The sequence below is a fragment of the Sorangium sp. So ce296 genome (genome assembly GCF_051529605.1).
GTDB classification, from domain to species: domain Bacteria; phylum Myxococcota_A; class Polyangia; order Polyangiales; family Polyangiaceae; genus Sorangium; species Sorangium cellulosum_D.
In genome coordinates this window covers 5810252-5836459 of record NZ_CP150325.1, presented here as the reverse complement: position 1 = coordinate 5836459, position 26208 = coordinate 5810252, and the positions used below count along the sequence as shown (strand labels likewise).

Genomic DNA, 26208 nt, shown 5'->3' with positions numbered 1-26208 from the left:
GGGCGTGGGCCGCTTGAACGAATCCCGGATCGGCGCCGTGATCGCGGAGTCCTTCGCGGTGCGCGCCTCGACGGCGATGGCGTCGTCCCTCCACGCCGAGCACGGCGCGGCGGTCCTGGTCGGGCTGGAGAGCGACGTCACGGTGACCGCGCCGGAGCCGGGCGGCGGCGTCGTGCGCGGGCGCGTGGTCGTGGTGCCCCCGGACCAGTGGCACGCCGCCTCGTGCCCCGGGCCCACGATCGGGCTCCTCTACGACCCCGAGGTGACGCCGTACGTGGCGGGCTACACGCGCCAGCGCGGCGGGGCCTGCCCGCTCGAGGGCCGCCTCCTCGCGCGCGTCGACGGGGCCGTGGCGGCGCACCGCGCGTCCCTGTCGCGCCCCGACGTCCTCGACGGCCTCGCCCGGGAGATCGCGGCCTGGCTCGCGCAGGAGTCGCCGAGGCGCGCCCCGGACGGGCGCGTCGCCCGCGTCCTCGAGGCGCTGCGCGATCCGGCGGGGGACCGGCGGCGCGCGGTCGCGCACGCCGGGATCTCCGAGGCGCACTTGCAGGCGCTGTTCGTGCGCGACGTGGGGGTGCCGATCCGCACCTTCCAGCTCTGGCGCCGGCTCCTGGTCGCGCTGGCGGCGTTCGCCCGCCTCGACGCGACGGGCGCCGCCCACGCCGCGGGGTTCGCCGACCTCGCGCACTTCTCGCGGACCTGCCGCCGCATGCTCGGCTACTCCCCGACCGAGCTGCGCACCGGGCTGATGCAGTGAGCCCGCGCCCGGCGGCGGCCTCTGCGATTGACGTGGTGCTGCCCTGCCGGCAGCGTGGTGCTCAAGTTTGCCCGGAGAGAGTTCCCATGAAGGCGGGAAGGCAGGAAGATCATTGATCTTTTCTTCCCGCCTTACCGCCTTCATGTTCCATTTTGAGCACTGCCGCCGGCAGCGTGTCGGCCTGGCGAGGAGATGACGTCATGACGATGGATATCGCCGCGCTGCGCCGCGACACCCCGGCCTGCGCCAGCGTCCTGCACTTCAACAACGCGGGGTCGTCGCTGCCCCCGGCCGCGGTGGTCGACACGGTGGTCGAGCACCTGCGGCGCGAGGCGGCCATCGGCGGCTACGAGGCCGAGGCGGAGGCGGGCGAGCGGCTCGCGGCGGTGTACGGGTCGGTCGCGCGGCTCATCGGCGCGGCGCCGGACGAGATCGCGCTGGTCGAGAACGCGACGCGCGCCTGGGACATGGCGTTCTACTCGCTCCGCTTCGGCCCGGGCGATCGCATCCTGACCGCGCGGGCCGAGTACGCCTCGAACTACATCGCGTTCTTGCAGGTCGCGCGGCGTACCGGCGCGGAGATCGTCCCGATCCCGAGCGACGAGCGCGGCGCGGTCTCGCTGTCCGCGCTCGATCGCCTGCTCGACGAGCGGGTGAAGCTGATCGCGATCACCCACGTGCCGACGAACGGCGGGCTGGTCAACCCGGCGGAGGCGATCGGCCGCCGGGCCAGGTCGGCGGGCGTGCCCTTCCTGCTCGACGCCTGCCAGTCGGTGGGGCAGCTGCCGATCGACGTCGAGGCGATCGGCTGCGACTTCCTGTCGGCGACCGGTCGCAAGTACCTGCGCGGGCCGCGCGGCACCGGCTTCCTCTACGTGCGGCGCGCGCTGCTCGACCGGCTGGAGCCGCCGTTCCTCGACCTGCACGCGGCCACCTGGACCGCGCCGGGCCGGTACGAGCTGCGGCCGGACGCCCGGCGCTTCGAGAACTGGGAGAGCTACGTCGCCGGGCGGCTCGGGCTCGGCGCGGCGGCCGAGTACGCGCTCCGGCTGGGCCTGCCCGCGATCCGCGACCGGGTCTGCGCGCTGGCCGAGCGCCTGCGCGCGCGGCTGGCCGAGCTCCCCGGGGTCGCCGTGCGCGATCTCGGGGAGCAGCGCTGCGGCATCGTGACCTTCACCCGGGACGGCGAGGACGCCGCGGCCGTCAAGGCGCGGCTCGGCGCCCAGGCGATCCACGTCAGCGTGTCGACCGCGGCGGGGACGCTGCTCGACTTCGAGGCGCGCGGGATTCCCGATCTGGTGCGCGCCTCGGTCCATTACTACAACGACGAATCCGAGGTGGATCGCTTCGTCGCCGCGGTCGGCGCGGCCTGAGGGGGAGGCGCGGCGTCCGCTTGTTGCTCGGCGTTCTCCGCGCGCGCGGCCCCGGCTAGCATCGCGCGATGCGGAACCTTCTGAATGACCTTGGGATGACGCTGTGCGTGAGCGCGATGGGCCTGCTCGCGGCGTGCGGCTCTGCCGATGACGACAAGGAGCCTGTGGGGTCGGGTGGCGCCGGCTCGGGCGGCTCGGACGGCTTGGATGCCAAGCAAGCGTGCATGAACTTCTGCAACGCTCGCAATGCGAGCGGCTGCGAACCTCAGGAGTCGGACTGCGAGGACTTCTGCGACGACCGGATCGAGGACGCCGGCGGCTTGTGCGAGGACAAGGCCGCCGTGCTCTTCACGTGCGCCCTGCCCTACGCTTCCACGTGTCCGCGCGACGTGCCCCCCTCGTGCCAGGAGCAGATGGTCGCGCTGGAGACGTGCATGGAGACGCACGGATGCGCCGGCGGCGAGCTGTGCTCCGGCGGAGGCGGCGAGGACGGCGCGACGACGTGCTCGTGCGAGGCCACGTGCCTGGGCAAGCGGCACGAGATGCGGTGCGACACGCCCGCTGGCGGCACGACGACGTGCGTCTGCCTCGTCAACAGCGTGGAGGTCGGGACCTGTCAAGAAGCCCTGCCCGACCCGTGCGGGGTAAAGAAGGGCTGCTGTCAGGAGTTTTTCAACATCCCCTGATCGTTCACCTCGAGGAGGACGACGTCGCCGTCTTCCCTCCTCGCGTCGAGCTCGAGTCCCTCGGAGCGCGGCTCACAGGCTCGTCGCTATCCGCAGCGACGGCGGCAGGAGCTCGTTGAGCCGCGCGAGGTCGCGCGCCATCTCGAGGCGGCGCGGCTCGCGGCCGTCGTGCGACGGGAACGGGATCGCGGCGAACGCCTCGAGCGCGGCCTCGGCCACGCGCGCCGCGCCCTCCGGGCCGACGAGGGCGCGCTCGAGCGCCACGGCGGCCGCGCCGACGTACGTGTCGAACAGGTGCACGCCCGAGACCGCGAGCTCCTGCCGCGCGCGCTCGGGCGTCGCGACGACGTCGTGGATGAAGATCGCCTGGACCGACTCCGGCGCGAGCTCGAGCATCCGCTGACCGAAATGGATGTCGCCCTGCCCGCTGTCGCCGACGAAGACGAAGCCGTATTCGGGGTACAGCCGCCGGTATTCCAGGAAGTTCTCGAGCTTCTTCTCCGCGATCGCGCGATTGCCGATGAGGCGCGTGAACGAGCCCGCGAGCACGGTCGCGGCGAGCTGGCCGCGCGCGGCGAGCGCCCTCAGCGTCGCGTCCTCGACGAGGCCGAGGCGGTCGCCGGGGCGGGCCGTGACGAAGGTCAGGTCGCCGGCCCGCCCGGGCTCCGGGCCCGGCCCGCGGTCGAGCTCCGCGTAGAACTGGAGGACGCCGGGATAGACGGTCTTCTTCGGATACCGCGCGTCCATCCAGTTCGCATAGAAGGTGTCGTCGATGTCGGAGAGGATCTTCACCTCGCCCGTCGGGACGGCCTCGGCCGCGACGTGCGCGAGGAGCTCCTCGCGCAGGTCGTCGTCGTCGATGTCGTGATAAAAAAGCTGGTGGAGGTCGTGGTAGCGGCCCCGGCCGTCGAGCGCGTTCTTGAGCCGCGTGACGTCGGCGCCGCGCGTGCCGAGCCAGAGGCGGCGCAGCGCCTGCTCGTCGCGGCGGCCCGTGCGTCCGCGCTGCAGCGCCGAGGCGAGCGCGGCGCGCGCCGGGACGCCGAGGTCGCCGAGGCGCTCGGCGGTCAAGAGCTCGAGCAGCGCGGTGCGGTTGTCGGGGCCGAGGAGGCGATCGTCGAGGTCGCCGAGCAGCGCGGGCAGGTCGAGCAGGACGAGCAGCTCGTCGAGCTCGGCGGCGGTCGCTCCGGCGAGGATCTCGAGGATCCGCCGCTCGTCCCGCCGGTCGGTGTGCGAGGCCATGCGCTGCCGGATCTCGTCGAGCTTCGGCAGCACCGACGGGATGGGCGCGTCGGGGGTGGCGTCGATCGTCATGGCGCCCCCGCAGGATAAGGCATCTGCCGGCGCCCTGTCCGGCCGGAGATCCCGCGGTGCCGCGAGGGCGCGCCGCCGGGTAGTGGACAAATTTGAACATGAAGGCGGGAAGGCGGGAAGAAAACCTTAATAATCTTCCCGCCTTCCCGCCTTCATGTGGACTCTCTCTGGGCAAAGTTGACCACTACCCGCCGCCGGGGCTCACTCGACCGCCGGCGCGCGGCCGCGGAGCACCTCCGCGAGGGCCGACGCGCCGCCGCCGAGCACCTCCGAGAGGGCCACGAGGACGCCGTCGAGGCGCGGCCCCGCGCCGCGGAGCGCGCGCAGGAAGCTCACGAGATCGGGCGCGAGCAAGTGCGCCGGAGAAGCGTAGTCGCCGGCGGTCAGGTAGATCTCCGCGGTCCCCGCGCGAACCGCGAGGTACATGGCCACCGTGAGCTCGATCTCGACGCCGCGGTCGGACTCCGTGTGCACGATGTGCCCCGGCAGCCGGGCGAGCGTGAGGAGCTCCATCGCTCCCATCCTGCTCGACGAGGTCGATTTGCGGAGGACGGTCCCCCGCGCGAGCGGCGACAGGACGACGATCGCCGCCGGCGGGAGCGCCGCGGGCCACGGCACCCGGGAGGGCGCGCCGCCCGCGTCGAGGAGGGCGAGGCCGTCGATGGCGGCATAGAGCGCCTCGATCTGCGGGTGAAGCGCCCCGCGCTGCGCCTCGACCTCGGCCACCTCGCGCCGGCGCTCCGGAGAGGGGGTCTTCACCGCGACGGACCAGCCGGCGCGCGGCGCGGAGGAGGCGAAGCTGCCCCGCACCAGGGCGCTGCGGAGGGTGTCCTCCAGCCGGTCGTCCGCGGGCGCCGCGCCCCGCCCGTCCGCGTCGGGCGCGGCGCGGCGCGGGTCGAGGCAAGCGTCGATGAGCTGCGCGAGCGCCTCGTCGACGGCCGGGTCGGGGCGGAGGGGGCCGCGGTCGAGGAACGGCGCGTAGCGGAGGTCGGCGGCGATGCGGGCGACCTCCTTGCGGCCGCGCTCGCCGTAGCGCCGCTCGAAGTGCGCGCGGAAGGCCTGCGCCGTCTCCCCGAGCGCCGGGAGCGCCGCGCGCACGAGCGCGTCGACGTGCTCGCCGACGAGGACCATCCCGAACAGCATCCCGCCGCCTCGCTCCACCGCGATCAGGCCCTGCAGCACCGAGGTGAAGCGCGCCTGCGCCTCCATGAACGAGACCGCGTCGTCCGGCTGGTGGCGCGCGAGGGCCTCGTGGAACCACGCGAGCAGGCGTGCCGCACCGTCCATGGTGCCTGTCAGTCTACGCCCCGACGTGGCGCCGGCCCAAGGCCCGCGCGACCTGCTTCCGGGCCCGGGAGGACGCGGTATCCTTCGCCGCCGGCGTGCCCCGCGGCGCGGCCGGCCCGAGGTGCCCGATGGCGCGACCCGTCTTCGCCGATCCCAAGACCGACTTCGTGTTCAAGAGGCTGTTCGGCAGCGAGGAGCAGAAGGACCTGATCGTCGCGCTCCTGAACGGGCTGCTCGAGCTGGACGAGCCGCACCGTATCGTGTCGGTCGAGCTGCTCGCCCCGGAGCAGCGCCCCGCGGTCGCCGAGCTCAAGCACTCGATCGTCGACGTGAAATGCCGCGACGCGCGCGGGGTCACGTACATGGTCGAGATGCAGGTGCTCAACGTGGAGGGCTTCGAGAAGCGCGTGGTGTACAACGTCGCGAAGGCCTATGTCGGCCAGCTCGGCCGGGGCCAGCTCTACCCCGAGCTCAACGACATCATCGGGATCACGATCTGCGATTTCGAGCTCTGGCCGAGCGGCGAGGGCCGTCGCGTTCCGATGCTGAGCCGCTGGCGCATGCAGGAACAGCACGGCGGCGAGCGGGGCCTCGGGCAGCTCCAGTTCGTGTTCCTCGAGCTGCCCAAGTACGACGTGAGCCGGCCGCCGCAGACGGTCGTCGAGAGGTGGGCCTACTTTTTCCGCGAGGCGGAGAACCTGACCATGGTCCCCGAGGTGCTCGCGCAGCCGCCCTATGTCGACGCGCTCGAGGCCGCGAGGACCGCCGGCTTCACCGAGGAGGAGTGGGAGGCCTACCTCCGCGCGGGCATGGCGCTCCAGGACGAGCGAGGGGCCCTCTCGCTGGCGCGGACGGAAGGCCGGAGGGAGGGACAGGAGGAGGGACTCCGGCAGGGCATCGAGGCCCTCTGCGAGGTCCTGGGGATCGCGCTGACCGAGGCGCGGCGGCAGGAGATGGCGGCGCTGGACGCGGCGGGGCTCTCGGCGCTGCTCGCCCGGATCAAGGCGCGCCAGGGCTGGGACCCCTGAGCGCCGGGACCGTGCGGCCCCCCCGCGAGCTCAGCCGTAGCGCGGCAGCTGCGCTCGAATCGTCCCGCCACATTTCACTCCCGGGAGCTGTGACCTCGGCGCTCGCCACACCTTCCGTCAGCGAGGGCGCCGGCGTAGGCTCCGGGGCGATGATGGCTCCTACAGCGGTCGTGTTCGATCTCGACGGCACGCTGATCGACAGCCGAGGCGACATCGTGGCGGCGGTGAACCATGCGCTCGAGGCGACGGGGCGCGCCCCGCTGCCGGGGCAGGTGATCGTCCGGTACGTGGGCGACGGCGCCCGCGCGCTGTGCGCGCGCGCGGCCAGGCTCCCCGAGTCGTCCGACGACGCCGATGAGGTCCTCCGGCACTTCCTCGCCTACTACGAGCGGCACCCGCTCGATTTCACGCGCTGGATGCCGGGCGCGCAGGACATCATCGAGAAGCTCTCGGACGTCGGCGATCTCTCGCTCTGCGTCTGCACCAACAAGCCGCGCTCGACCACCGACGCGGTGCTCGCCGCGCTCGGCGTCGGCGCGCGCTTCCACGCCGTGGTCGCCGGCGGCGACGTCGCCGACAAGAAGCCGTCGCCCGCGCCGCTGCTCCACCTCGCGGAGCTCCTCGGCATCCAGCCGCGCAGGATGGTGATGGTCGGCGACGGCCCCCAGGACATCGAGTGCGCGCGCCGCGCAGGCGCGCGGTCGATCGCCGTCCTCGGCGGCTTCGCCTCGGAGCAGGAGCTGCTCAGCGCCCACCCCGATGTGATCCTCCGCACGCTGAACGAGCTCTGGGACGTCCTCCGCCGCTGGCGCGACGCGACCGCCCGGATCTCCGTCCTGCGCTAGCGCCGCGCGCGGCCTTTCCGCCCGCCCGGCCTATCCGCCCGCGCGGTCTTTCCACCGCGCGGCCTTTCCGCCCGCGCGCGGCCTTTCCGCCCGCGCGGCCTTTCCGCCCGCGCCGCCCCTCAGGCCGCGACGCCCTCGGCGATCTCCCGGCCGAACGCGGTCGCGTTGAGGATCGCGCGCAGCCGCACGCGCGCGCGGTGGAGCCGCGATCGCACGGCGCTCTCGCTCACCGCGAGCTTCTGCGCGATCTCCTGCAGGCCGAGATCCTCGTGGTAGTGCGCCAGCACCACGTCGCGGTAGTCCTCCGGCAGCTCGCAGAGCGCCTCGCGGACGTACGCCTCCCGCTCCGCCGCCGACGCGGCGTCGTCCTCGCCGATGGTGCTGCGCATCGTCGGGAGCAGGCCGAGCTCCTCGAAATCGAGCCCCTCGACGATGCGCGCGCGCTGCCGCCGCTGCGACCGCATCAGCATGAGCGCCTCGTTCGCCGTCACCCGGAACAGCCACGTCGTGAAGCTCGAGTCGCCGCGAAACGAGCGGATCGTCCGCACCACCTGCAGCAGCGTCGACTGCACGAGGTCGAGCCGATCCTCGTCCGACACCGGGTAGCGCGCGAGCTGCCGCTCCACGTGCGGACGGATGAGCCGCGTGAGCTCGTCGAGCGACTCCCGGTCCCCCTCCTTCGCCCTGCCGATCACCTCGGCCAGCGGGCCCGCGCTCGCGGCCCGCGGCGCCGGGCGCGGACCGACCGCGCCCGGCGGGGTGAGACCGCACGGCACCAGAGGAGTCTCGGGCCTCGTGGTGGCGCTCGGAACATCGGTCGGAACGGCGGTCAGAGCCATGAGCCATCTCTCCGTCGAGGGCGCCGCGTGCGCTTCCGGCCCACGGGCCCGGTGGTGCGCTCCGATCAGCAAACCGCTTGCCACGGCAAGCTCAACGGACGTGCGCGCCGCGTGCGCACCGCGTGCTCAGCCGGTATAAGCGGGGCCACCATGTCCAGCGACGCTCCGCGATGGGATGCCCCCCGAGGGGAAGACCGCCACGCTCCGACGCCCGAAATGGACCGGCCAGCGCCGTCCGTATCCGCGCCGCCCCGCGCGCTTGCGCACCCGCTGCCCGCCGGCATGCGCGATCTCCTCCCGGAGGAGGCGCGGCGCCGCCGCGCGCTCGCGAAGCGCGTGCTCGATCACTTCGTCCTGCACGGCTACGAGCCGGTCGCGCTGCCCGCGTTCGAGTTCGCCGAGGTGCTCGAGCGCGGCCTCGGCACCCTCGACGCCGCGGACGTGCTGCGCTTCATCGAGCCCGAGTCGGGCGAGGTCGCCGCGCTGCGCCCGGACATGACCCCGCAGATCGCCCGGCTCGTGGCCACGCGGCTCGCCGACGCGCCCCGCCCGATCCGCCTCTGCTACGAGGGCACCGTCCTCAGGCGGCGCCAGGGCCGCGCGCGGCGCCACCGGCAGATCCCGCAGGCCGGCGTCGAGCTGTACGGCGTCGGCGCGCTCGGCGGCGACCTGGAGATCCTCCGCCTCGCCGCCTCCGCGGTGCGGGAGGCCGGCCTCGAGCACGTCGTGGTGGACCTCGGCCACGCGATGATCGCGCGCGCGTTGCTCGACGCGGTCCCGGCGGGACTCGCGGCCGAGCTCTCCGAGGTGCTCGAGCTGAAGGACGCGTCGCGCCTCGCCGCCGTGCTCGCCGGCCCGCGGGCGACCGACGTCCCGCGCCGCATCGTCGCCGCCATCGCCGCGCTCCCGGACCTCGCGGGCGGCGGCGAGGCCGACCCGGACGGCGCCCTGGTCTTCGAGCGCGCCGGCCGCCTCCTCGCCGGCACGCCCGCCGAGGCGCCGCTCGCCGAGCTGCGCGCGCTGTGGGACGCGGCGCGGAAGAGCCCGGAGCTCGGCCCGGCGCTCCGCGTCGACCTCGGCGAGCTCCGCGGCCTCGCCTACTACACGGGCGCAATTTTCCACGTGCTCGCCGACGGCCCGGGGGAGCCGATCGCGGCGGGCGGGCGCTACGACATGCTGCTCTCGCGGTTCGGGCTGCCGATGCCGGCCGTCGGCTTCGGCTTGAACCTCGACGCGGTGGCGTGGGCGCGCGACGTCGCTGGCGCCGCGGACGAGCCGGCGCTGCGGGTGCTCCTCGCGATGCGGGCGGAGCGCGCCGAGCCGCTCGCGGCGGCGCTGCGGGGGCTCGGCGTCCCGGTCGTGACGCACGCGCCGGACCAGGATCCGGAGGGGTACGCGCTGTCCTGGCGGTTCTCGCACCTGGTGCGCGAGCGGGACGGGGCGCTCGTGGTCGAGGCGGCGGCCGGCGGCGGCGGGGCGGCCGGCGGCCCGGGGTCCGAGGCGGGCGTCGTCCCGGCGGGCCTGGACGACGCCGCGGCCGCCCAGGCGATCGTGCTGAAGACGAGGGGGCCGCGTCCGGGCGGCAAGTAGACGCTCGCTCGGCACGCGAGCCTGGGGTAAAGGCGGACGTGGACCCGGACGGAGCCGCTCGGAGGGACGAGCGGGCCGAGGACGGGCCAGGTGATTCGGGAGGAGCTTCGGAATGACCGCGATCGTGATCGTCGGCGCGCAGTGGGGCGACGAGGGCAAGGGTAAAGTCGTCGACCTTTATACGGAGAGCGCCGACCTCGTGGTGCGCTACGCCGGCGGGCCCAACGCCGGACACACGCTGGTGGTGGGCGGGGAGAAGCTGATCGTACGGCTCATCCCGAGCGGAATTCTCCGCGCAAACGCCCGGTGCGTGATGGCGCAGGGCATGGTGGTCGACCCGGGGGTGCTCGTCTCCGAGATCGACGCGGTCGAGGCGCGGGGCTGCTCGACGCAGGGGCGGCTGTTCGTGTCGGATCGCGCGCACCTGATCCTGCCGTACCACCCGCTCGTCGACTCGCTCCGCGAGGCGGCGGCGGCGGACGGGACGCGGCTCGGGACGACGAAGCGCGGCATCGGGCCGTGCTACGAGGACAAGGCGTCCCGGCGCGGGGCGCGGCTCGGCGACCTGCGCGACATGAAGCGGCTGGCGCAGCTGGTCTCGCGGTCGCTCGAGGCGTGGACGCCGACGTTGCGCGCGCTCGGCGGCGAGCCGCCGTCGCTCGACGCGATCATCGAGGAGCTCACCCCGCTGGCGAAGCGCATCACGCCGCTGCTCGCGGACACGTCGCAGCTCATCGACGGGGCGCTCCGCCGCGGCGAGCGCGTGCTGCTGGAGGGGGCGCAGGGGACGCTGCTCGACATCGACCACGGCACGTTCCCGTTCGTCACGTCGTCGTCGGCGATCGCGGGCGGCGCGTGCGTGGGCGCCGGGGTCGGCCCGACGCGCATCCGCCGGGTGCTCGGCCTGGCGAAGGCGTACTGCACGCGGGTGGGCGAGGGCCCGTTCCCGACCGAGCTCGGCGGCCCGCTGGGCGAGCGGCTGCGGTCGGTCGGCGGGGAGTACGGCTCGGTGACCGGGCGCCCGCGGCGGACCGGCTGGCTCGACCTGCCGGCGCTGCGCTACGCGGCGCGCGTGAACGGCCTGGACGGGATCGCGCTGACGAAGCTCGACGTGCTGACGGGCATGCCGGAGCTCAAGGTGTGCGTCGCCTACGACACGCCGTCGGGGCGGACGCGGGAGTTCCCGATCGACGAGATCGCGACGGCGAAGCCGGTGCTCGAGCCGGTGGCCGAGTGGAGCGAGCCGATCGACGCGGCCCGCTCGATGACCGAGCTGCCGGCGGCGGCGCGGCAGTACGTGGAGCTTGTCGAGAAGGAGACGGGGGTGCCGGTCGACGTGGTGTCGGTCGGCGCGGACCGCGACGCGACCATCGTGCGGCGCAACGCGTTCGCGTGAGGGGGAGCGGGCGGCTCCCCGACGGCGCGGGCTCTCGGCGTCTCACCAGACGGAGAGCACCGCGTCCAGCGTGGAGGCGCGCTCGCACCACGCGATCAGCTCCCCTTCCTCCGGCTCTGTCACGATGACGATATAGTCCGACGCTGGTGACCACCGGCCCTGATGACCGCAGGAGCCGATCGGGCCCGAGCCGCTGCTCTGCAGCGCGAACACGCCGAGCGACGTATCGCGCGACGGGCGCCCCCAGACGAACGTGGAGCCGCGCGTGCCAGCGTCGAGCACCAGCTGCCTGGACGCGGAGCCATCCATCTCTAGCCATACGACGAGCGTCTTGTCCGCCGCGTGGCTGCGGATGCTCACCGTCCTCCACATGAAGAAATAAGCCCACAGCGCCGCGATGACGGCCGCGACGAGCAGGGCGCGCGCGGCAGCTCGGCCGAGAGGGAGAGAACGCGATCCAGGGCTCATGCGCTTGCCACCGATGTGCCGAGCTGCTCGGTCACGGGCAGGTCGTGACCCTTGGGGACGAAGTGGGCGACGACGCGGTTGCCCAGCGGCTCGCCGACGCGCCGAGCGGCGGCCCCGCCGATGCGGTCCCGCGGAACCGCGTGGAAGAGCTCTTCCACCGGGACCTCCGCTCACGAGAGCCAGGCCGCCCAGGACCGCGACGCCCGAGAGCGCCGCTGCAAGTACCACCGCACCCGCGCGCATGACCGCACCTCAGCCCATCTGGTCGTTCTCGACGACCCGATACGAATCGATGCGGCTGTTCTGGGGTAGGAGACACGAGAAGAAGTCGAAGTCGTTGTGCAGCAGGCCGTATGTATTGTTGCTATGCGCTGCCGCGCAGCCGACCCCAGCGTCGTCCTTGATATCGGCCGCGAGCGACGGGAGCGTCGCGCTGGGCACGGCCGACCCAGAGAGACCCACGAGCTTCCGGATACGAACCATACGAATTTCCTCGCCGTCACCAGCAGCCCAATCGTCCTCTGTTCGGAGCGCGCGCGTTACAAGCAGGAACGAGAAAGGCACGCGCCGGCCTCGCTTTGCGCCCCACGCTCGCGTGGTCAGCCGCGCTTCGCCGCATCGACGTGCGACGGGCACACGAGCGACCTACGAGCACCCAGCGCACGCACCCGAGCAACCCACGTACCAGCCTGCGTACCCTTGCTCGCCCGGCATCGACGCGCTTGATCGCCATCCGTTCCGCGCAGGCGCTCAGCCGATTACCGTGCCACGGTGAGAGTCCACGGACGCACGTGCCAGCGGTGCCAGCGTGTCAGCGTGCCAGCGTGCCACCGCGCGCACGAAGAGCCATCCGTCGTCGACAGCCAAGCTCGGGGACGAACATGGAGGGCAGCGCAGCATGCGTGTGCTCTCAGGATACCCTGCGATATGAAAGCATCCTGACCGAGCGGCCGGTAGTGGTCAACTTTGCCCAGAGAGAGTCCACATGAAGGCGGGAAGGCGGGAAGGCGGGAAGATCATCAATGTTGTCTTCCCGCCTTCCCGCCTTCATGTTCAAATTTGACCACTACTCTGGTCGAGGATGGAGAAGGGCGTGCCCGCGGACGCGATATCGGCCGGCGCGATCGCGGCGCGACCCTCGTGCGGAGCGAGCACGTTCGCATAGCAGCGCGCTATGGCGTCTCGGTCCGCGACAGGTGCGGCGGAGTGCGGGCTAGCGGGCGCGCCGGCTCACCGAGCTCATCCGCCGCCCGGCGTGCGCGTACCGCCCTGGGTGCCGCTGCCTCCCTGGGTGCCGCTGCCCGGTGTGCGGGTGCCGCCTCCCTGGGTGCCGCTGCCGCCGTGGGTGCCGCTGCCGCCGTGGGTGCCGCTGCCGCCGTGGGTGCCGCTGCCGCCCGGCGTGCCGGTCCCGCCGCTCGGCGGCGCAAAAGAGCCGCCCCCGTGGGTGCCCGAGCCGCCGGTCGTCCCGCCGGTTCCGCCCGTCGTCCCGCCGGTTCCGCCCGGCGTCCCGCCGGTTCCGCCCGTCGTCCCGCCCGGCGTCCCAGTGCCGCTGCCCCACTCATGCGTGCCGCCCTGCGTGCCTGCCCCGCCATGGGCGCCTCCTCCCGGAGCTCCCATCTCCCCTCCAGGCGTCGTCTCCGTGCCGGGAGTTCCCATTCCCTCGGTACCGCCGGGGGTCTCTCCGCCGGTGTGCCCGGTCCCCGGCGAGGTCTGTTGTCCGCGACCGTGGCTGCCCCCGCAAGCCATGAGCGGCACCGCGGCCACCACTACCAGAAACATGCTTCGCATGATGTGTCCCCCAGGTCGTCTGCGTTCGCGGCCCGTGCCGAGCCGCCGGCGATGCGGACGCGTCCGTGCGCACGAGGCCCCCGAGGGTCCTGCGGCGTAGCGTCCCACCCTCGACATGCTGGAGCCGTATCCAGCCGCCGGGATCGAGACGCCGCCGGAACGGCGCATCGGGCCGCGCCCGATCGAGCACCGCTGCGCGCTCGGACGCAGACTGGCCTCCTCACGCCGGCCGGCGCTCGCGGGCGCGCTCGACGGCACGCGACCGCGCAGGCGGGCGCGTCGGTGCTCGCGCGGCACAAGCACCCTCACGGCTCGACGCGGCGCGCCCGGCGCTTGCATGGGGCCACGACCACCTGTGACCGCGGCGCACGCCACGCCCGCGCGCGGCCGCTCGCAACACGGCGTGGGCATACGTGCAACGCGGGTGGGCGCAGAAGAGGGGGTGAGGCATGCGCGACAAGTTCCGGAATACGATCGTCGTGATCACGGGCGCATCGAGCGGCATCGGCCGCGCGACGGCGCTGGAGTTCGCCAGGCGCGGGGCCGCGGTGGCGCTCGCTGCCAGGCGGGAGCAGCCGCTGCGCGACCTCGCCGCCGAGTGCGAGCAGGCCGGGGGCAAGGCGCTCGTCGTGCCCGCCGACGTGACGAACGAGGCCGCCGTCCTGGAGATCGCGCGGCGCACCACCGAGGCCTTCGGCCGGATCGACGTGTGGGTCAACAACGCGGCGGTGACGCTCTTCGGCCTGTTCGAACAGACGCCCTCCGAGCCCTACCGGCGCGTCATCGAGACCAACCTGTTCGGCTACATCCACGGCGCCCGCGCCGCCCTGGCCCAGTTCCGGCGGCAGGGCAGCGGCGTGCTCATCAATGTCGGCTCGATGGTATCGAGGCTGTCCGAGCCTTACGTCAGCGCCTACGTCGCCTCGAAGCACGCGATCCGCGGCCTGTCCCAGAGCCTGAGGCAGGAGCTCCAGGTGCTCCGGGCCCGCGACATCCACGTCTCCACCGTGCTGCCCGCGACGATCGACACGCCGTTCTTCCAGCACGCGGGCAACTACACGGGGCGCACGCCGAAGGCCATGCCGCCGGTGTACCCGCCAGAGCGCGTGGCGCGCGCCATCGTTCGTCTGGCGCGGAGGCCGCGGCGCGAGGTGTTCGTGGGCAGCGCGGCCCGGCAGCTGTCCTTGCTGTCGCTCGTCGCGCCGGGCCTCGCCGAGCGCCTGCTCGCGCGGGGCGTCGACCGGCTGCACCTGAAGCACGACCGCACCGCCTACGCGACGAACGGCAACCTGTTCACCCCGCTGCCGGAAGGGACCGCCGTGAGCGGCGGATGGAAGCCGCGCGGCAAGAAGCGGCTCCTGCGCGCCGTGATCGTCGGCCTCTCCGCCCTCGCGCCCGCCGTGCTGGGCCTGCTGTGGCTCCGCCCGAGGCTGCTCCCGTCGAGGTGACGGCGCGCCCCGCCCCTGCGCCATGGGCCGCCTGTCGCAAAACGACACACCCTCATCGTCGGCCGCGGCGACACGGGCAGCTGGGCTCGCGGCCCCCACGGGATCTGCGCTGGCCTCGGTTGCGGAGCGGGGCGCCGGCTCTAGGTGCGTGGGAGGGGACATGTCTCCGGACGACCAACAGGGCAGCAGGAACAGGCACGTCCTGGCGCGCCTGTTGCCATGGTCTGTTGCCATGAAACCCACCCGACAACCGTTGAGGGCAGCATGAAGGAACGAAAGAAGCTCGCAGGGAAGCGGATCGCGGCGCTCGTGGCGGACGGGTTCGAGCAGATCGAGCTGACCGTGCCGATGAAGGCGCTCCGCGCCGCGGGCGCGACGGTGGACGTCATCTCGCTCCGTCACGGCAAGATCCGCGGGATGAACCTCCACGAGCCCGGCGCGCGGGTGCGCGTGGACCGGACGCTCGGCGAGGCGGATCCGGCCGAGTACGACGGGTTGCTCCTGCCGGGGGGGTTCATCAACCCGGATCTCCTGCGCCAGAGCGAGGAGGCGCGCCGGTTCGTGCGCGCGTTCGACGACCTCCGCAAGCCGATCGCGACGATCTGCCACGGCCCCTGGGTGCTCGCGTCGGCGGAGCTCGTGAGCGGGCGGCAGCTCGCGTCCTGGCCCGGCATCCGCGACGACATCGTGCACGCGGGCGGCGTCTGGCGCGACGAGGAGGCGGTGCGCGACGGCAACTGGCTGTCGAGCCGTGGGCCGCAGGATCTGCCCGCCTTCGTGCGCGAGATGCTCGATCTGTTCGCCGAGACCGCGCCGATCCACGCCGCGACGTCGCCGCTGGCCGCCGAGTCGGCGCCGGCGCGCACGTCGCCCCCGCTCGCGGCGCTCAGCGCCACGGCGTTCCTGCCGCCGCCCTCCACGGCAAGGAAGTTCCTGAGCACCGCGGCCACGCTCGGGGTGGGCGGGCTGGCGGTGCTCGCGCTGCGCCGGGCGCTCGCGTGACGTGAGCGAGGCGGACGTACGGGTCGGCGGGCCCACCACCTCCTGCGGCGTCCGCGGGGAGGCTCACGCCTGGACATATCGCCGCGACGAGCGCGGCTGTCCAGCCTGGGCCGAACAGCTCCCCGTGTAGGTCACTCCACGAATCGGCGGAGGGCCGGGCGAGGAGAAGTTCGCTTCTTCCTCGGCGGAATGGACTATTATGTCCATCCCTATGGCCGAGGACAGCTACACGTTTGCGGGTTCGGAGCGCGCGCGAGAGCTGGAGCGCCTGCGGCGGATCGAGGGGTTCTTCGACCCCGCCAGCTGGCGCCTGCTCAAGGCGTCCGGGATGGGTCCCGGCTGGAGCTGCCTCGAGGTGGGCGCCGGCGCCGGGTCCATGGCCTCCTGGATGGCAGAGCGCGTCGGCCAGGAAGGCGAGGTGGTCGCGGTCGACCTCGATGTCGGGTTCATGGATGCTTCTCAGCTGCCGGGCGTCCGGATCATCGAAGGCGACATCCGCCAGCTCGACTTTCACGCGGCGCGCTTCGATCTGGTGCACGCCCGCTACGTGCTCATCCACAACGCCCATTTCCAGGATCTCCTCGACGCCATGCTCGCGGCGCTGAAGCCCGGCGGGCGCCTCGTGCTCGAGGAGCCCGACTTCACCGCGGCCCGGGGCGCGTCCGGCCCGGATATCGAGGCCTTCGATCGGGTGAATCAGTCGATCCTCGCGATGTTCCAGGCCGAAGGCAAGGACCCGGGGCTGGGCCTGCGCCTGCCCGCGATCCTCGCGTCGCGAGGGCTCGCCATCGAGGCCGTCGAGAACGAGGTGCCGCTGTGCCCAGGCGGCCACCCGCTGTCCGAGATCATGAGCCTCTCCGCCACCCAGCTCCAGGACAAGTACCTCGCGACCGGGCGGATCAGCGCGGAAGATCTCGCCGGATACGCCAGGTTCGCGGCCGACCCCGCGGCGTGGGGCATCTACTACGGCACCGTCGGCGTCGTGGCCCGCAAACCGGCCAAGGCCGCGGACTGACGCGCCGTTCGCGCGCCGTTTGCGCGCCGTTCACGCGCCGTTCACGCACGGTTTGCCGGGAGCACGTCGCCCGCGCGCGGGCCTCCTCCAGGAAAGCATCGATGTCCGTCCCGCCGCCTCCGCCGCGGCTGGACATGGCACCTCGCCGATCCCCCGACAGCGCCGCTCCCCTGCCCCTTTCGACCTCCCGTGACCACGCGGGCGCCGCCGCCCTGGCAGCGCCCTCGTCCGTTCAGCCACATCGAGAGGTGGCACCCGCGCGCCGGTCCGTCGCGCGACGCCGACGATTCAACCGATCCTGTGCGCTCGTGAGCATCATCGATTTGACGATCTCGCGCTTGCATATCCCCAGAGCAGTTCAAGATACGTGACGGGGCGGGCCAGGCATCACCGCCAAGCGCTCCGGCGCCGGCGCCGCTTCCGTCATTGACATGGGGGGAAGTATGAAGTTTCGAATCGACTCTCTTCGTTTTGCATGGATCGCAGCCCTGGCGCTCGCGGGGACCAGCGCCTGCTCCGTCGCTGCGGGAGACGGCGGCCTCGCAGCGGCGGACCAGGACAGCGCGGAAGAGGCGGTCGAATCCGCATCGCTGGCCTTCACGCTCTCGATCCCGGAGCTCGCCTCGGTGATCGACGCCTTCGATACGGTCCAGATCGCCGAGGCGCAGACCGCCCTGACCCGCGCGACGGACGCGCACGTCGTCGAGCTCGCCCAGGAGCTGCTCAATCACCACACCGCCGCGAACCAGCAGCTCCGGGCCGCGCTCGCGCAGACCGGCGTGACGCCGGACGACAACCAGGTCAGCCGGGCGCTGATCGAGCAGGGCGCCTCGGATCAACAGACGCTCGAAGGGCTCAGCGGACTCAGCTTCGACTGGACGTACGTCAACCTCCAGATCGTCCGGCACCAGGAGTTCCTGGCCCATCTCAAGGAGCAGCTCGTCGTCGTCGGACCCGAGCTGCACCCGGGGATCTCTCACCTCATCCCCGATATCCGGGAGGCCACGTCGCGGCACCTCTCGTTCGCCACGTCGCTCACCTCGCTCATCGGCACACCGTACGTCCCGGAGAACGGCAATCCGCCGCGCGCGCCGTACTACGGCAACGGCGCCCCGTACTACGGCAACGGCGCCCCGTACTACGGCAACGGCACCCCGTACTACGGCAACGGCGCCCCGTACTACGGCAACGGCGCCCCGTACTACGGCAACGGCGCCCCGTACTACGGGCCCGTCTATTACGGCGCCAACGGGCCTTACATGCCGGCCTACCCGCCCTACGGCGGCTACGGGCGCAGCACGTCGCTCGGCTCGGGCACGCCCAGCCCGTATCCCCCTTCCCCCGGCCATCGCCCGTGAGCCGGCGTAGGGCGCCGGCGCCGCGCTCGCCCGCGCCGGACGCCGTCTGACGAGCTGCGGCGCCGGCCGCTCCGCCGATCCGTCGACGAGACGGGCGCGGCGCCCTACAGCCGGCGCCGCGCCCGGCCGCGATCCGGGATGACGCCGTGGATCTCCGCCTCGGTGAAGCCGGCCGCCTTGTAGAGGCGCTTCAGGTGCACGAGCTCGATGTGCGCGCTCTTCGCCACCGCGGCGCGGATGCGGTCGAGCACGCTCAGCCGCTCGAGCGGGAGCCGGGTCGCCTCGACCGTCGAGCGCAGCGCCGCGGCCGCCGATTTCACCTCGGCCGCCGCCGCCTGCGCCTTGTCCAGGCTGAGCTTGGGGTGGATCCCCGAGCCGAGCAGCTGCGCGAGCACCTCCAGCCGATCCGGCTGCCCCGTGATGTCGCCGTCCTCGTAGTCGGCGAAATACGCCGCGCCGCCGGGGAACAGGATCGACAGCGCAGGATCCGCCGAGGGGCGGCCCACGGCGTTCCAGACGTCGTCGGCGACCTTGCCGAGCGCGTCGTCGGCGCGCGCGGACTCGGCCTCCACCTTGGCGAGCAGCGGCTCCGCCTCCGACCGCGCGGCGTTGCGCTGGGCCTCGACCCCGTCGAAGAGCGTCAGCACGGGCACGAGCCGCTGCTCGGCGAGCTCCCGGAGGGACCCCCCCTTCGCAGAAGCGCTCTGGAGCGTCGCGCGCACGTCACCGATGATGTCGTCCGCCGGCGCATCCTTGCGAATCACCTCGCCCATGATGTCGATCCTCCTCTGGCCTCACGAGGCTCCAAGGCTGCGGAGTCCATCGAAGCACGACCCGCGAACGCCCCCCGTCGGCGCTGTCACCTCGGGCACCATAACGGACCATCGCCCGCCCGATCAACCGGATCGCAGCCCGCCGACGCCGGCCCGACGTGGGCCTCCGGGGCGCGTCGCTGGTACACTCCGGCCGTGCACCCCGGCCCGCTGTTGCTTACGGCCCTGCTCGCCCTCCCGCTCACCGCCCACGCCGGCCAGGCGGGCGGCGAGCTCGTCGCCGCGGCGGCCGCGGCGGGGCGGCCGCCCGAGTGCTCGGCGCGGTCCAGCCGGGCCATCGCGCGGGGGCCCACGGTCTGGGAGCGCGCGCGCGCGCCGGAGCTCCCGCGCTACTGCGACCTGCTCGCGCGCGGCCAGGCGCAGCTCGGCAGCAACCCGGAGGCGGCGCGCGAGGCGGCGCGCCTCGCCGACCAGCTCCTCCCGGGGCACGCCGCGCCGCAGGTCCTGCTCGCCCGCGCCGCCCTCGCCCTCGGCTCCCCCGAGGACGCGGCGCGCGCCTTCGATCGCGCGCGGGGCATCGATCCGCGCAGCGTCGAGGACCCGCACACGATGCACGATCTCGCCCGGTCGCTCGCCCGCACCGGCAAGCACGACGAGGCGATCGCGATCTACCGCGCGCTCGTCCCGCGCATCGACCTGCTCGGCACCGCCGATCAGCGCGCGCTCGTGCTGCTCGAGGCGGCGCACCTGTCGATGGCCGCCGCCGGCGCGGCCGCGAAGCCGCCCTCCGGCGCGGCCGCGCAGGGCGCCCGCGGCGACCTCGACGAGGCGATCGCCTACCTGCGCGAGGCGCGCCAGCGCGCGCAGACGCAGCTCGCCCGCGACGTCACGCTGTCGCTCGCGCTCGCGCTGGACCGCGCCGGCGACAAGGCCCAGGCCGACGCCGCGCTCGACGGCGAGGCGGCCGACGCGGGCGCCGGGGGCGACCCCCGCGCCCAGGCAGCGGCGCGCGCCCGCGCGGAGGCCGCACGCGCCCGCGCGGCCGACCACCGCGCCGAGGCGGCGGCGCGGGCGGCCGACCAGCACGCCGGCGCCGCCGCCCGCGAGCACGCCGCCGACGATCTCGCCAGCGCGGCGGCGCGCCTGCGCAGCCTCGACTACCTCGCGGTCCCGGAGGACAGGCTCGCCCTCGAGGCGCTCGCGCTGGAGCGGACCATGACGGCGGCGGCGATCGCGCGCTGGGAGGCGTACCTGGCGGGCGCCGGCGGCCAGGGGCCGTGGGCCGCGGCGGCGCGCGCGCGCCTCGACGCGCTCCGGAGAGGCGGCGGCGGGGGCCAGCGGCCCGCGCGCGCCGCGGCGACGGGAGCGGCCGGGCGCGCCCCGCAGGAGCGCGGCGCGGCGCCCGCGCCGGGCGCAGGGGGCGCGCGATGAGCCAGGAGCCGCGGCTGCCCCGGCGGGCTCGCTCGCCCGGGCGGGCTCGTTCGCCCCGGCCGCCGCTCCTGCCCGGCCTCGCGGCGCTCCTCGCGCTCGCGCTCGCGGCGGCGCCCCTCCGCGCGGCGCCGACCGTCTGGTCCCGCGCGCTGGATCCGGCGGCCGACGAGCGCGCGGCGCTCATCGCCCAGGCCGACGCGCTCCTCGCCCGGTACGACCGGCTCCGGCGCTCGCCGCTCCTCGAGCGGGTCGACGAGATCGGCCCGCTCTGGCTGCGCGAGGCGCGCAGCCTGTACGAGCGCGCCGGCGCGCCGGCCTCGCGCGATCCGTCGGTGCGGCTGCGCTACGCCGACATCCTGGAGCACCTCGGCGACGTGGAGGGCGCGGTCGCGACGCTCGAGGGGCTCTTGCGCGCCCACCCGCCGGCGCCCTCCCGGGCCGACGCGTGGCACGCGCTCGCGGTCTGCTATGCGCGGATCGGCAGGTACACGGAGGAGATCAAGGCGTACGACGAGGCGCTCGCGCTCGAGCCGCACGCCGCGTCGCGGGCGCTCTTGCTGGCCAACCAGGCCGAGGCGCACATGGCGCTCGGTGACATCACCGCCGCGGTCGAGGGCTACCGCGCGGCGCTCTCGACGCTCGGGTCGCTCGACATGTTCCGCTACGGCGTGACCACGCTGTGGGGGCTCGCCGTGGCGCTCGACCGGTCGGGCGACCTGGAGGGCGCCATCGAGCACATCCGGCTCGCGAGGACCTACGACCGGAACGATCAGCAGATCAACGGCGCCGGCTGGTTCTACGTGCCCCCGTACGACGACGCCTGGTACGCGGCGCTCGGCCACTGGGCCGCGGCGCGGAGCGCCGAGCTCGGCGCCGCGCGCGCGGAGGCCTACCTGCAGGCCGTGGCTGCGTGGGAGTCGTACATCGCGCGCGCCCCCGGAAACGACCACTGGGTGGCGCTGGCCAAGGCGCGGCGCGCGCAGTGCGATCGGGAGCGGGAGCAGACGATGAAGCGCCTGCGCAAGCCCGCGCCTGCGGCGCCGCAGCGGCGCTGACCCGCGCCCGCGGCGCCGCTGCGGCGCTGACCCGCGCCCGCGGCGCCGCTGCGGCGCTGACGGGCGGCGCTCGGCCGGGCCGCGCGCCGCGCTCCGGTCGCGATCGCGCCGCGCTTCCGGCCGCTCCCGCAGGTGCTTCCGGGAGTTCCTGCACGCCGCCTCCGGTCGCGCTCCGATCGCGCCGCAGCGGACGCGCGTCGCGCCGCGGCGGGATGCGAGGACGCCCCTTTACGACCCCGCCCGGCGGGTTCACCTTAGCGTGGTCGCCCTCGCGCGCGGGGGCGGCGCCGGCCAGCTCACCCCGAACGGAGATCCGTCGAGATGCGCGACTCGGTGTTCAATGAGCCCGTGCTCTGGTCCGGACGCCCCAAGGTCGTCGCGACGCCGCTCCTGTACGTCGTGGGCGCGGTGGTCTGCGGCGTGACCTCCGCGATCAGCACGGCGTCCGCCATCGTCGTGAGCAAGGCGCTCGGCGCGTCGCCGACCCAGCTGCTCGCCTTCGCGGCCTGGATGGCGAGCCTCGCGGTGGCGTTCAGCTACCTGCCGCGCTGGTGGCGGTCGGAGCTCGAGTACCTGCTCACCGACCGGCACATCGTGGTGCAGCGCGGGAAGCTCCGGCGCTCCATCGAGCGGCGGTCGATCAGCTACGCGCGCATCCACTGGCACCCGAAGCACCCCGGCGTGGGCGACCTCGAGCTCGTGAGGGCGGTGCCCACGGGCGCCCTCCGGCGGCGGCTGTCGATCGTGCTCTGCGGCGTCGTGGCCCCGGATCGCGTCTGGGCGATCCTGCGGGGCGTCGTCCCGTCGGCGCCCGCGGGCGACGGCCACCGGCTGCTCTCGCAGCGCCTCGACGAGGGCGAGCGGGTGCTCTGGTCGGCGCACCCGGCCGACGGCTGGCACAAGTGGCTCCCGAACGGCCTGCGCGGGGTCGGCTCGGTGCTGCTCGGCGTGCTCCTCGGCGGCTTCGCCGTGGTCACGGCGGTGCACGCCGTGCGCAGCATCCGCATCGTGACCGCGGCGGGCATGGATCCGGAGAGCGTGTCGTTCGTGGCGCTCGTCGCCTCGCTCTCGCTCACGATCGTGCTGCTCGTCGCCGCGGGCGCGGCGATGCTCTACGTGTCGGTCGTGCGCCCCGCGCGGCTCGCGGCGCGGACGCGGTACCTCATCACCGACCGGCGCGTGCTCATCCAGCGGGGCGACGAGGAGCTGCACCTCGATCGCTCGCGCATCGTCGACGTGATCGACGCGCCGGGCGCCGGCGGCCTCCGCGACGTGTTCCTCGTGCTCGACGGCCCCCGCGCCCGCGCCGTCGCGGCGAGCGGCGCCTTCGGCGAGGCCCCGGGCGCCGGCCTCCAGCCGGTGCTGCACCGGGTCGCGGACGTGGACTCGGTGCGGCAGATCTTGCGGCCGGCGTAGCGCCCGCGTCGCGCGCCTCCGGCGGCGCGCGCCTCGGCGGCGACGCCCGCCTCGCGCACGCCGGCGAGCGCGCTCACCTGCGCGTGACCCGGGCCTCCAGGTCGCGCACGCGCGCCTCGAGCTCGCGCACGCGCGCCTCGGCGGCGGCGCGGGCGCGCTGCTCGGCGACGCGGGCGCGCTGCTCCTGGGCGCGCGCCTCGCCCTCGGCGCGGAGGGCCTCCTCCTCGGCGGGCACGAGGTCGGTCGCGCGGGAGGTCCGCGCGACGCGCAACGTCGGGTGCGGGCCGTCCTTCAGCACGACGACGTGCGCGTCGAACGCCTCGATCCAGAGGGGATCGGCGCCGGCGTGGACGCGCAGGTAGGTGCCGTCCGGATCGCGGCGGTAGAGCTGGAGCGGCACGCGCTCCTCGGAGAGCGGCGCGCGGGCCGAGGCCGCCTCGGGATCGAAGAGCAGGAGCTCGGGGCAGCCGAGCTGCCAGTACTTGGCCGGCGCGACCTCGTACGCCCGGCGATGGTCGCCCGTGACGATCTCCAGCGCGAACCGCGGCGGGCGGTGGCCCGGCAGCCACGTCTGCCACTGCCGCGGCAGCGGCGGCAACGGGCGGTGATCGAGGACGTAGAGGTCGGGCAGGACGCGCACCAGCGGCTCGGCCCGCACCCAGGCGAAGGCGTGGTCGGCGCCCGCGTACCAGTCGACCCAGCCGCGCTCGCGCGCGAGCTGCGCGAGCACCGAGAGCAGCAGGCGGACGATCCCGGACCGCTCGGCCTTGCCGTGACGCTCCGCATCATCGGGCAAGTACCAGCCGGACCAGTCGATCGCGGCGCTGGCCTCCTCGGGCGACAGATCGCGGAGCACGAGCGCGCGGGGCGGCCGCCGGGGGCTGAGCGGGTACCCGATGCGGTTCGGCGAGGCCACGCGGGGAAACTAGCACCCCGGCACGTCCCGCGGGAACGCAGCGGCGCGCCGGCGTCGGATGCGGACGCCTCACGACCCGGGCGCCCTCGCCGAGCGCCTCGTCGGGCGGCATGGGCTGCCCCCTGAGCGCTCCCTGCGCGCCCCCTTCAGGCGACATGTACCTGCGGCTCGCTTGACAGGGGCAAAGGTTCCATGTCTTCCTACCTGCTCAGAGCTTTCTTTACATCTTTCACGCCGGGAAGGGCGGCGCGTCGCGCCGAGCGATCTCGCTATCTGCGGTTGGCCGCCGCCGGAGCCCGGCGCGACCAAACAACAGCACCACGGTGACCACGCGACCATCGCGTCTGCCCGGATCCGGGCGCGCCGATCCGCGTGGTGGTCCGGGCGAATCGAGCCCTGAGCGCGCGCACGGAGGAACCTGAATGAGAACCTTGCAACATCGGATCGGGACTCGATTTGTCGGCGCTGCCTTCATCGGCGCAGCCTTCGTGGTCGCCTGCTCGGCAAGCCCGAGCGGCTCCCCGCGGCAGGGCCAGGGCGCCGGCGGCGCGGGCGGGGCGCCGGACGAGTTCGGCGCGGGGACGGGGAACATCTTCGACGTGGGCAGCGGCGGCCCCGTCGAGCCGCCTCCCTGCGAGGTCTGCGAGGACTTCCCCGCGGCCCCGGTGCTCGACGACGCCGGGACGCCGCCGCCCGCCAACGCGCCCGAGCTGTTCGGCGCCCCAGGCAGCGGCGCGCCGGGCGGGCCGTGCCTCGCCGAGCCGGAGATCGGGGCGCTCTTCCCGAACAACTGGCTGCGGCCGAGGTTCCGGTGGACCGCGCCCGAGGGGCAGGATCTGTTCGAGATCCGCGTGCACGCCGACCGGGAGAAGAACGACCTGGTCGTCTACACGACGAACCGCGAATGGAAGATGCCCAAGGACATGTGGGAGAAGCTGGCGTCGCATGTCCGGAACGAGCCGATCACCATCACGATCCGCTCGGTGTCGACGAGCGCGCCGGGCGCGCCGCTCGTCGGCACCTCCGGGCCGATCACCATCGCGCCGGCCCCGGCCGGCGGCAGCATGGTGTACTGGGCGGCGATCGGCGAAGGGCCGGCGGACGCGTGGCTGGCCGGGTTCGGCGTGGGCGAGGAGGGCGTCGTCGACGCGCTCAAGGTCGAGCAGGTGCAGCAGGGCGGCCGCAGGACCGAGAACGGCGGCCTCCGGAACGACGGCGCGGTGAGGTGCATCGGGTGCCACACGTCGACGCCCGACGGCGAGTCCGTCATCTTCACGGATCACTGGCCGTGGGGGCTCGCCATCGCCTCCGTGCAGAAGGACTCCGTGGGCGAGGTCCCCTCGTACGTCACGCCGGGCGGCTCGGAGGCGATGAGCCAGGCCTGGCTCGGCGCGCCAAGGATGTCGGCAGCGCACTTCTCCCCGGGAGACCGGATCGTCGTCACCTCCTATGGCCGGGATCGCGGCACGGTCTGGGACGGCCAGTCGTACAGCGCCATGCCGAACGCGCGCCTCGCGTGGTTCGACCTGGAGTCGCCGGTGCCGACCTACCCGCTCGACGCCAACCCCAACCTGGTCAAGGAAGAGATGGCGGCCGCGGAGGGGACCGCTTACGGCTTCATCACGTGCGAGGGCGACACGCGCGGAGCGCTGATGCCGGACTGGAGCCACGACGGCGACACCATCGTTTACGTGTCCACCGACGCCGGCAAGGACGGGCGGATCGCCGCCGGGGCAGGCGATCTCTACACGGTGCCCTACAACGACCGGCAGGGCGGCGCGGCGACGCCGCTGCAGGGCGCCGCAGAGCCGGCGTTCAACGAGTATTACCCCGCCTTCTCGCCCGACGACCGGCTGATCGCGTTCAACCGGACGCCGAGCCCGGGGGAGATGTACTACAACCCCGCGTCCGACATCTACGTCGTCCCCGCGGCCGGCGGCGCGGCGACGCGGCTCGCGGCCAACGATCCGCCGGCCTGCGTCGGCGTCACGAGCCCGGGGATCCACAACAGCTGGCCCAGGTGGTCGCCGGAGGCCACGACCGTCGACGGCAAGACGTATTACTGGGTCATCTTCTCGTCGTCCCGCGACGGCTACACCCTCCAGAAGGACCCGCAGAAGAAGGCGTCGCAGCTCTACGTGACCGGCGTCGTCGTGGAGGGCACGACGGTGACCACGTACCCGTCGATCTATCTCTGGAACCAGACCACGAACACGAGCAACCACACGCCCGCATGGGACGTGTTCAAGATCCCCCCCGCGCCCGTTCCCCTCTGACGCCGCGCGCAGGCGTCCCGGCCGGGAGAGCGAGCCCCCGCCGCCCTCGGACACGTGCCCCCCGATACGGCGCGTCCGTCCGGGCCCAATGAACCTCCGTCTCATCGCGTGTTGGCGGAAATAGCCAGTCTCATCACCCATCCATGGCAC

General features: G+C 73.8%; 24 protein-coding genes. 15 read left to right on the top strand and 9 right to left on the bottom strand.

The genetic code is table 11. The features are described 5' to 3' along the window. Nucleotides 1-4: 4 nt before the first annotated feature. From WME98_RS21730 to WME98_RS21720, 3 genes are all read left to right on the top strand, one after another. Nucleotides 5-757: a helix-turn-helix domain-containing protein gene (locus WME98_RS21730; RefSeq protein WP_437953015.1), complete on the top strand. Its 753-nt coding sequence runs from the start codon at nucleotides 5-7 to the stop codon at nucleotides 755-757. A 200-nt stretch (nucleotides 758-957) separates the two neighbouring features. Continuing rightward, the gene (locus WME98_RS21725; protein WP_437953014.1) at nucleotides 958-2130 is read left to right on the top strand and encodes an aminotransferase class V-fold PLP-dependent enzyme; all 1173 of its coding nucleotides are present in this window, start codon (nucleotides 958-960) and stop codon (nucleotides 2128-2130) included. A gap of 95 nt (nucleotides 2131-2225) precedes the next feature. Further along, on the top strand, nucleotides 2226-2816 hold the full coding sequence (locus WME98_RS21720; protein WP_437953013.1) for a hypothetical protein: 591 nt from the start codon (nucleotides 2226-2228) through the stop codon (nucleotides 2814-2816). 72 nt (nucleotides 2817-2888) lie between these two features. On the opposite strand, the gene WME98_RS21715 is transcribed toward WME98_RS21720, so the two are convergent. Both WME98_RS21715 and WME98_RS21710 read right to left on the bottom strand, forming a co-directional pair. After that, nucleotides 2889-4127, bottom strand: coding sequence for a phosphatase domain-containing protein (locus tag WME98_RS21715; RefSeq protein WP_437953012.1), 1239 nt, complete (start codon nucleotides 4125-4127; stop codon nucleotides 2889-2891). Between the two features lie 201 nt (nucleotides 4128-4328). Further along, nucleotides 4329-5414: a hypothetical protein gene (locus WME98_RS21710; RefSeq protein ID WP_437953011.1), complete on the bottom strand. Its 1086-nt coding sequence runs from the start codon at nucleotides 5412-5414 to the stop codon at nucleotides 4329-4331. Nucleotides 5415-5542: 128 nt separating this feature from the next. Between WME98_RS21710 and WME98_RS21705 the strand changes: the two genes are divergently transcribed. Next, nucleotides 5543-6442, top strand: a complete 900-nt coding sequence (locus WME98_RS21705) for an Rpn family recombination-promoting nuclease/putative transposase (RefSeq protein WP_437953010.1) — start codon at nucleotides 5543-5545, stop codon at nucleotides 6440-6442. A 149-nt stretch (nucleotides 6443-6591) separates the two neighbouring features. After that, entirely contained in the window at nucleotides 6592-7287 is a 696-nt protein-coding gene (locus WME98_RS21700; protein ID WP_437334903.1) for an HAD family hydrolase, read from the top strand. Between the two features lie 119 nt (nucleotides 7288-7406). Here the strand turns inward: WME98_RS21700 and WME98_RS21695 are convergent, their stop codons facing one another. Next, complete coding sequence (locus WME98_RS21695; RefSeq protein ID WP_437953009.1) at nucleotides 7407-8063, bottom strand: RNA polymerase sigma factor; 657 nt, start codon at nucleotides 8061-8063, stop codon at nucleotides 7407-7409. A gap of 345 nt (nucleotides 8064-8408) precedes the next feature. Here WME98_RS21695 and WME98_RS21690 point away from each other — a divergent pair, with 345 nt between their 5' ends. Together WME98_RS21690 and WME98_RS21685 are read left to right on the top strand one after the other, a co-directional pair. Then, entirely contained in the window at nucleotides 8409-9716 is a 1308-nt protein-coding gene (locus WME98_RS21690) for an ATP phosphoribosyltransferase regulatory subunit (protein ID WP_437953008.1), read from the top strand. 112 nt (nucleotides 9717-9828) lie between these two features. Then, entirely contained in the window at nucleotides 9829-11112 is a 1284-nt protein-coding gene (locus WME98_RS21685; RefSeq protein ID WP_061624336.1) for an adenylosuccinate synthase, read from the top strand. Between the two features lie 42 nt (nucleotides 11113-11154). Here WME98_RS21685 and WME98_RS21680 read toward each other — a convergent pair whose 3' ends face one another. The 4 genes from WME98_RS21680 to WME98_RS21665 form a co-directional block, all read right to left on the bottom strand. Beyond that, a complete protein-coding gene (locus WME98_RS21680) occupies nucleotides 11155-11580 on the bottom strand; it encodes a hypothetical protein (RefSeq protein WP_437953007.1) in 426 nt (141 codons plus the stop codon). Continuing rightward, nucleotides 11577-11738 (bottom strand): hypothetical protein, encoded by a 162-nt coding sequence (locus tag WME98_RS21675; protein WP_437953006.1) that lies wholly within the window; start codon nucleotides 11736-11738, stop codon nucleotides 11577-11579. The genes WME98_RS21680 and WME98_RS21675 overlap by 4 nt, the downstream gene beginning before the upstream one ends. Before the next feature lie 94 nt (nucleotides 11739-11832). Next, nucleotides 11833-12063, bottom strand: a complete 231-nt coding sequence (locus WME98_RS21670; RefSeq protein WP_437953005.1) for a hypothetical protein — start codon at nucleotides 12061-12063, stop codon at nucleotides 11833-11835. Between the two features lie 756 nt (nucleotides 12064-12819). Then, nucleotides 12820-13197, bottom strand: a complete 378-nt coding sequence (locus tag WME98_RS21665; protein WP_437953004.1) for a hypothetical protein — start codon at nucleotides 13195-13197, stop codon at nucleotides 12820-12822. A gap of 620 nt (nucleotides 13198-13817) precedes the next feature. Here WME98_RS21665 and WME98_RS21660 point away from each other — a divergent pair. The 4 genes from WME98_RS21660 to WME98_RS21645 all read left to right on the top strand — a co-directional run bounded on the left by WME98_RS21660 (nucleotide 13818) and on the right by WME98_RS21645 (nucleotide 18191). Next, nucleotides 13818-14816 carry an SDR family oxidoreductase gene (locus WME98_RS21660; RefSeq protein WP_437953003.1) on the top strand — a complete coding sequence of 333 codons (999 nt, stop codon included), beginning with the start codon at nucleotides 13818-13820 and terminating at the stop codon, nucleotides 14814-14816. Nucleotides 14817-15080: 264 nt separating this feature from the next. Next, nucleotides 15081-15818 (top strand): type 1 glutamine amidotransferase domain-containing protein, encoded by a 738-nt coding sequence (locus WME98_RS21655; RefSeq protein WP_437953002.1) that lies wholly within the window; start codon nucleotides 15081-15083, stop codon nucleotides 15816-15818. A gap of 199 nt (nucleotides 15819-16017) precedes the next feature. Continuing rightward, a complete protein-coding gene (locus tag WME98_RS21650) occupies nucleotides 16018-16833 on the top strand; it encodes a class I SAM-dependent methyltransferase (RefSeq protein ID WP_437953001.1) in 816 nt (271 codons plus the stop codon). A gap of 443 nt (nucleotides 16834-17276) precedes the next feature. After that, the gene (locus tag WME98_RS21645; protein WP_437953000.1) at nucleotides 17277-18191 is read left to right on the top strand and encodes a DUF4142 domain-containing protein; all 915 of its coding nucleotides are present in this window, start codon (nucleotides 17277-17279) and stop codon (nucleotides 18189-18191) included. A 104-nt stretch (nucleotides 18192-18295) separates the two neighbouring features. Here WME98_RS21645 and WME98_RS21640 read toward each other — a convergent pair whose 3' ends face one another. Continuing rightward, nucleotides 18296-18964, bottom strand: a complete 669-nt coding sequence (locus tag WME98_RS21640; protein ID WP_020741980.1) for a hypothetical protein — start codon at nucleotides 18962-18964, stop codon at nucleotides 18296-18298. Between the two features lie 195 nt (nucleotides 18965-19159). On the opposite strand from WME98_RS21640, the gene WME98_RS21635 reads away from it, so the two are divergent. From WME98_RS21635 to WME98_RS21625, 3 genes are all read left to right on the top strand, one after another. Further along, nucleotides 19160-20395 (top strand): hypothetical protein, encoded by a 1236-nt coding sequence (locus WME98_RS21635; protein WP_437952999.1) that lies wholly within the window; start codon nucleotides 19160-19162, stop codon nucleotides 20393-20395. After that, on the top strand, nucleotides 20392-21450 hold the full coding sequence (locus tag WME98_RS21630; protein WP_437952998.1) for a tetratricopeptide repeat protein: 1059 nt from the start codon (nucleotides 20392-20394) through the stop codon (nucleotides 21448-21450). The genes WME98_RS21635 and WME98_RS21630 overlap by 4 nt, the downstream gene beginning before the upstream one ends. A 321-nt stretch (nucleotides 21451-21771) precedes the next feature. Beyond that, complete coding sequence (locus WME98_RS21625; protein ID WP_061621235.1) at nucleotides 21772-22866, top strand: hypothetical protein; 1095 nt, start codon at nucleotides 21772-21774, stop codon at nucleotides 22864-22866. Nucleotides 22867-22939: 73 nt separating this feature from the next. Here the strand turns inward: WME98_RS21625 and WME98_RS21620 are convergent, their stop codons facing one another. Beyond that, entirely contained in the window at nucleotides 22940-23782 is an 843-nt protein-coding gene (locus WME98_RS21620) for a Uma2 family endonuclease (RefSeq protein WP_437952997.1), read from the bottom strand. Between the two features lie 422 nt (nucleotides 23783-24204). On the opposite strand from WME98_RS21620, the gene WME98_RS21615 reads away from it, so the two are divergent. Continuing rightward, nucleotides 24205-26058: a hypothetical protein gene (locus WME98_RS21615; RefSeq protein ID WP_437952996.1), complete on the top strand. Its 1854-nt coding sequence runs from the start codon at nucleotides 24205-24207 to the stop codon at nucleotides 26056-26058. Nucleotides 26059-26208 lie beyond the last annotated feature (150 nt).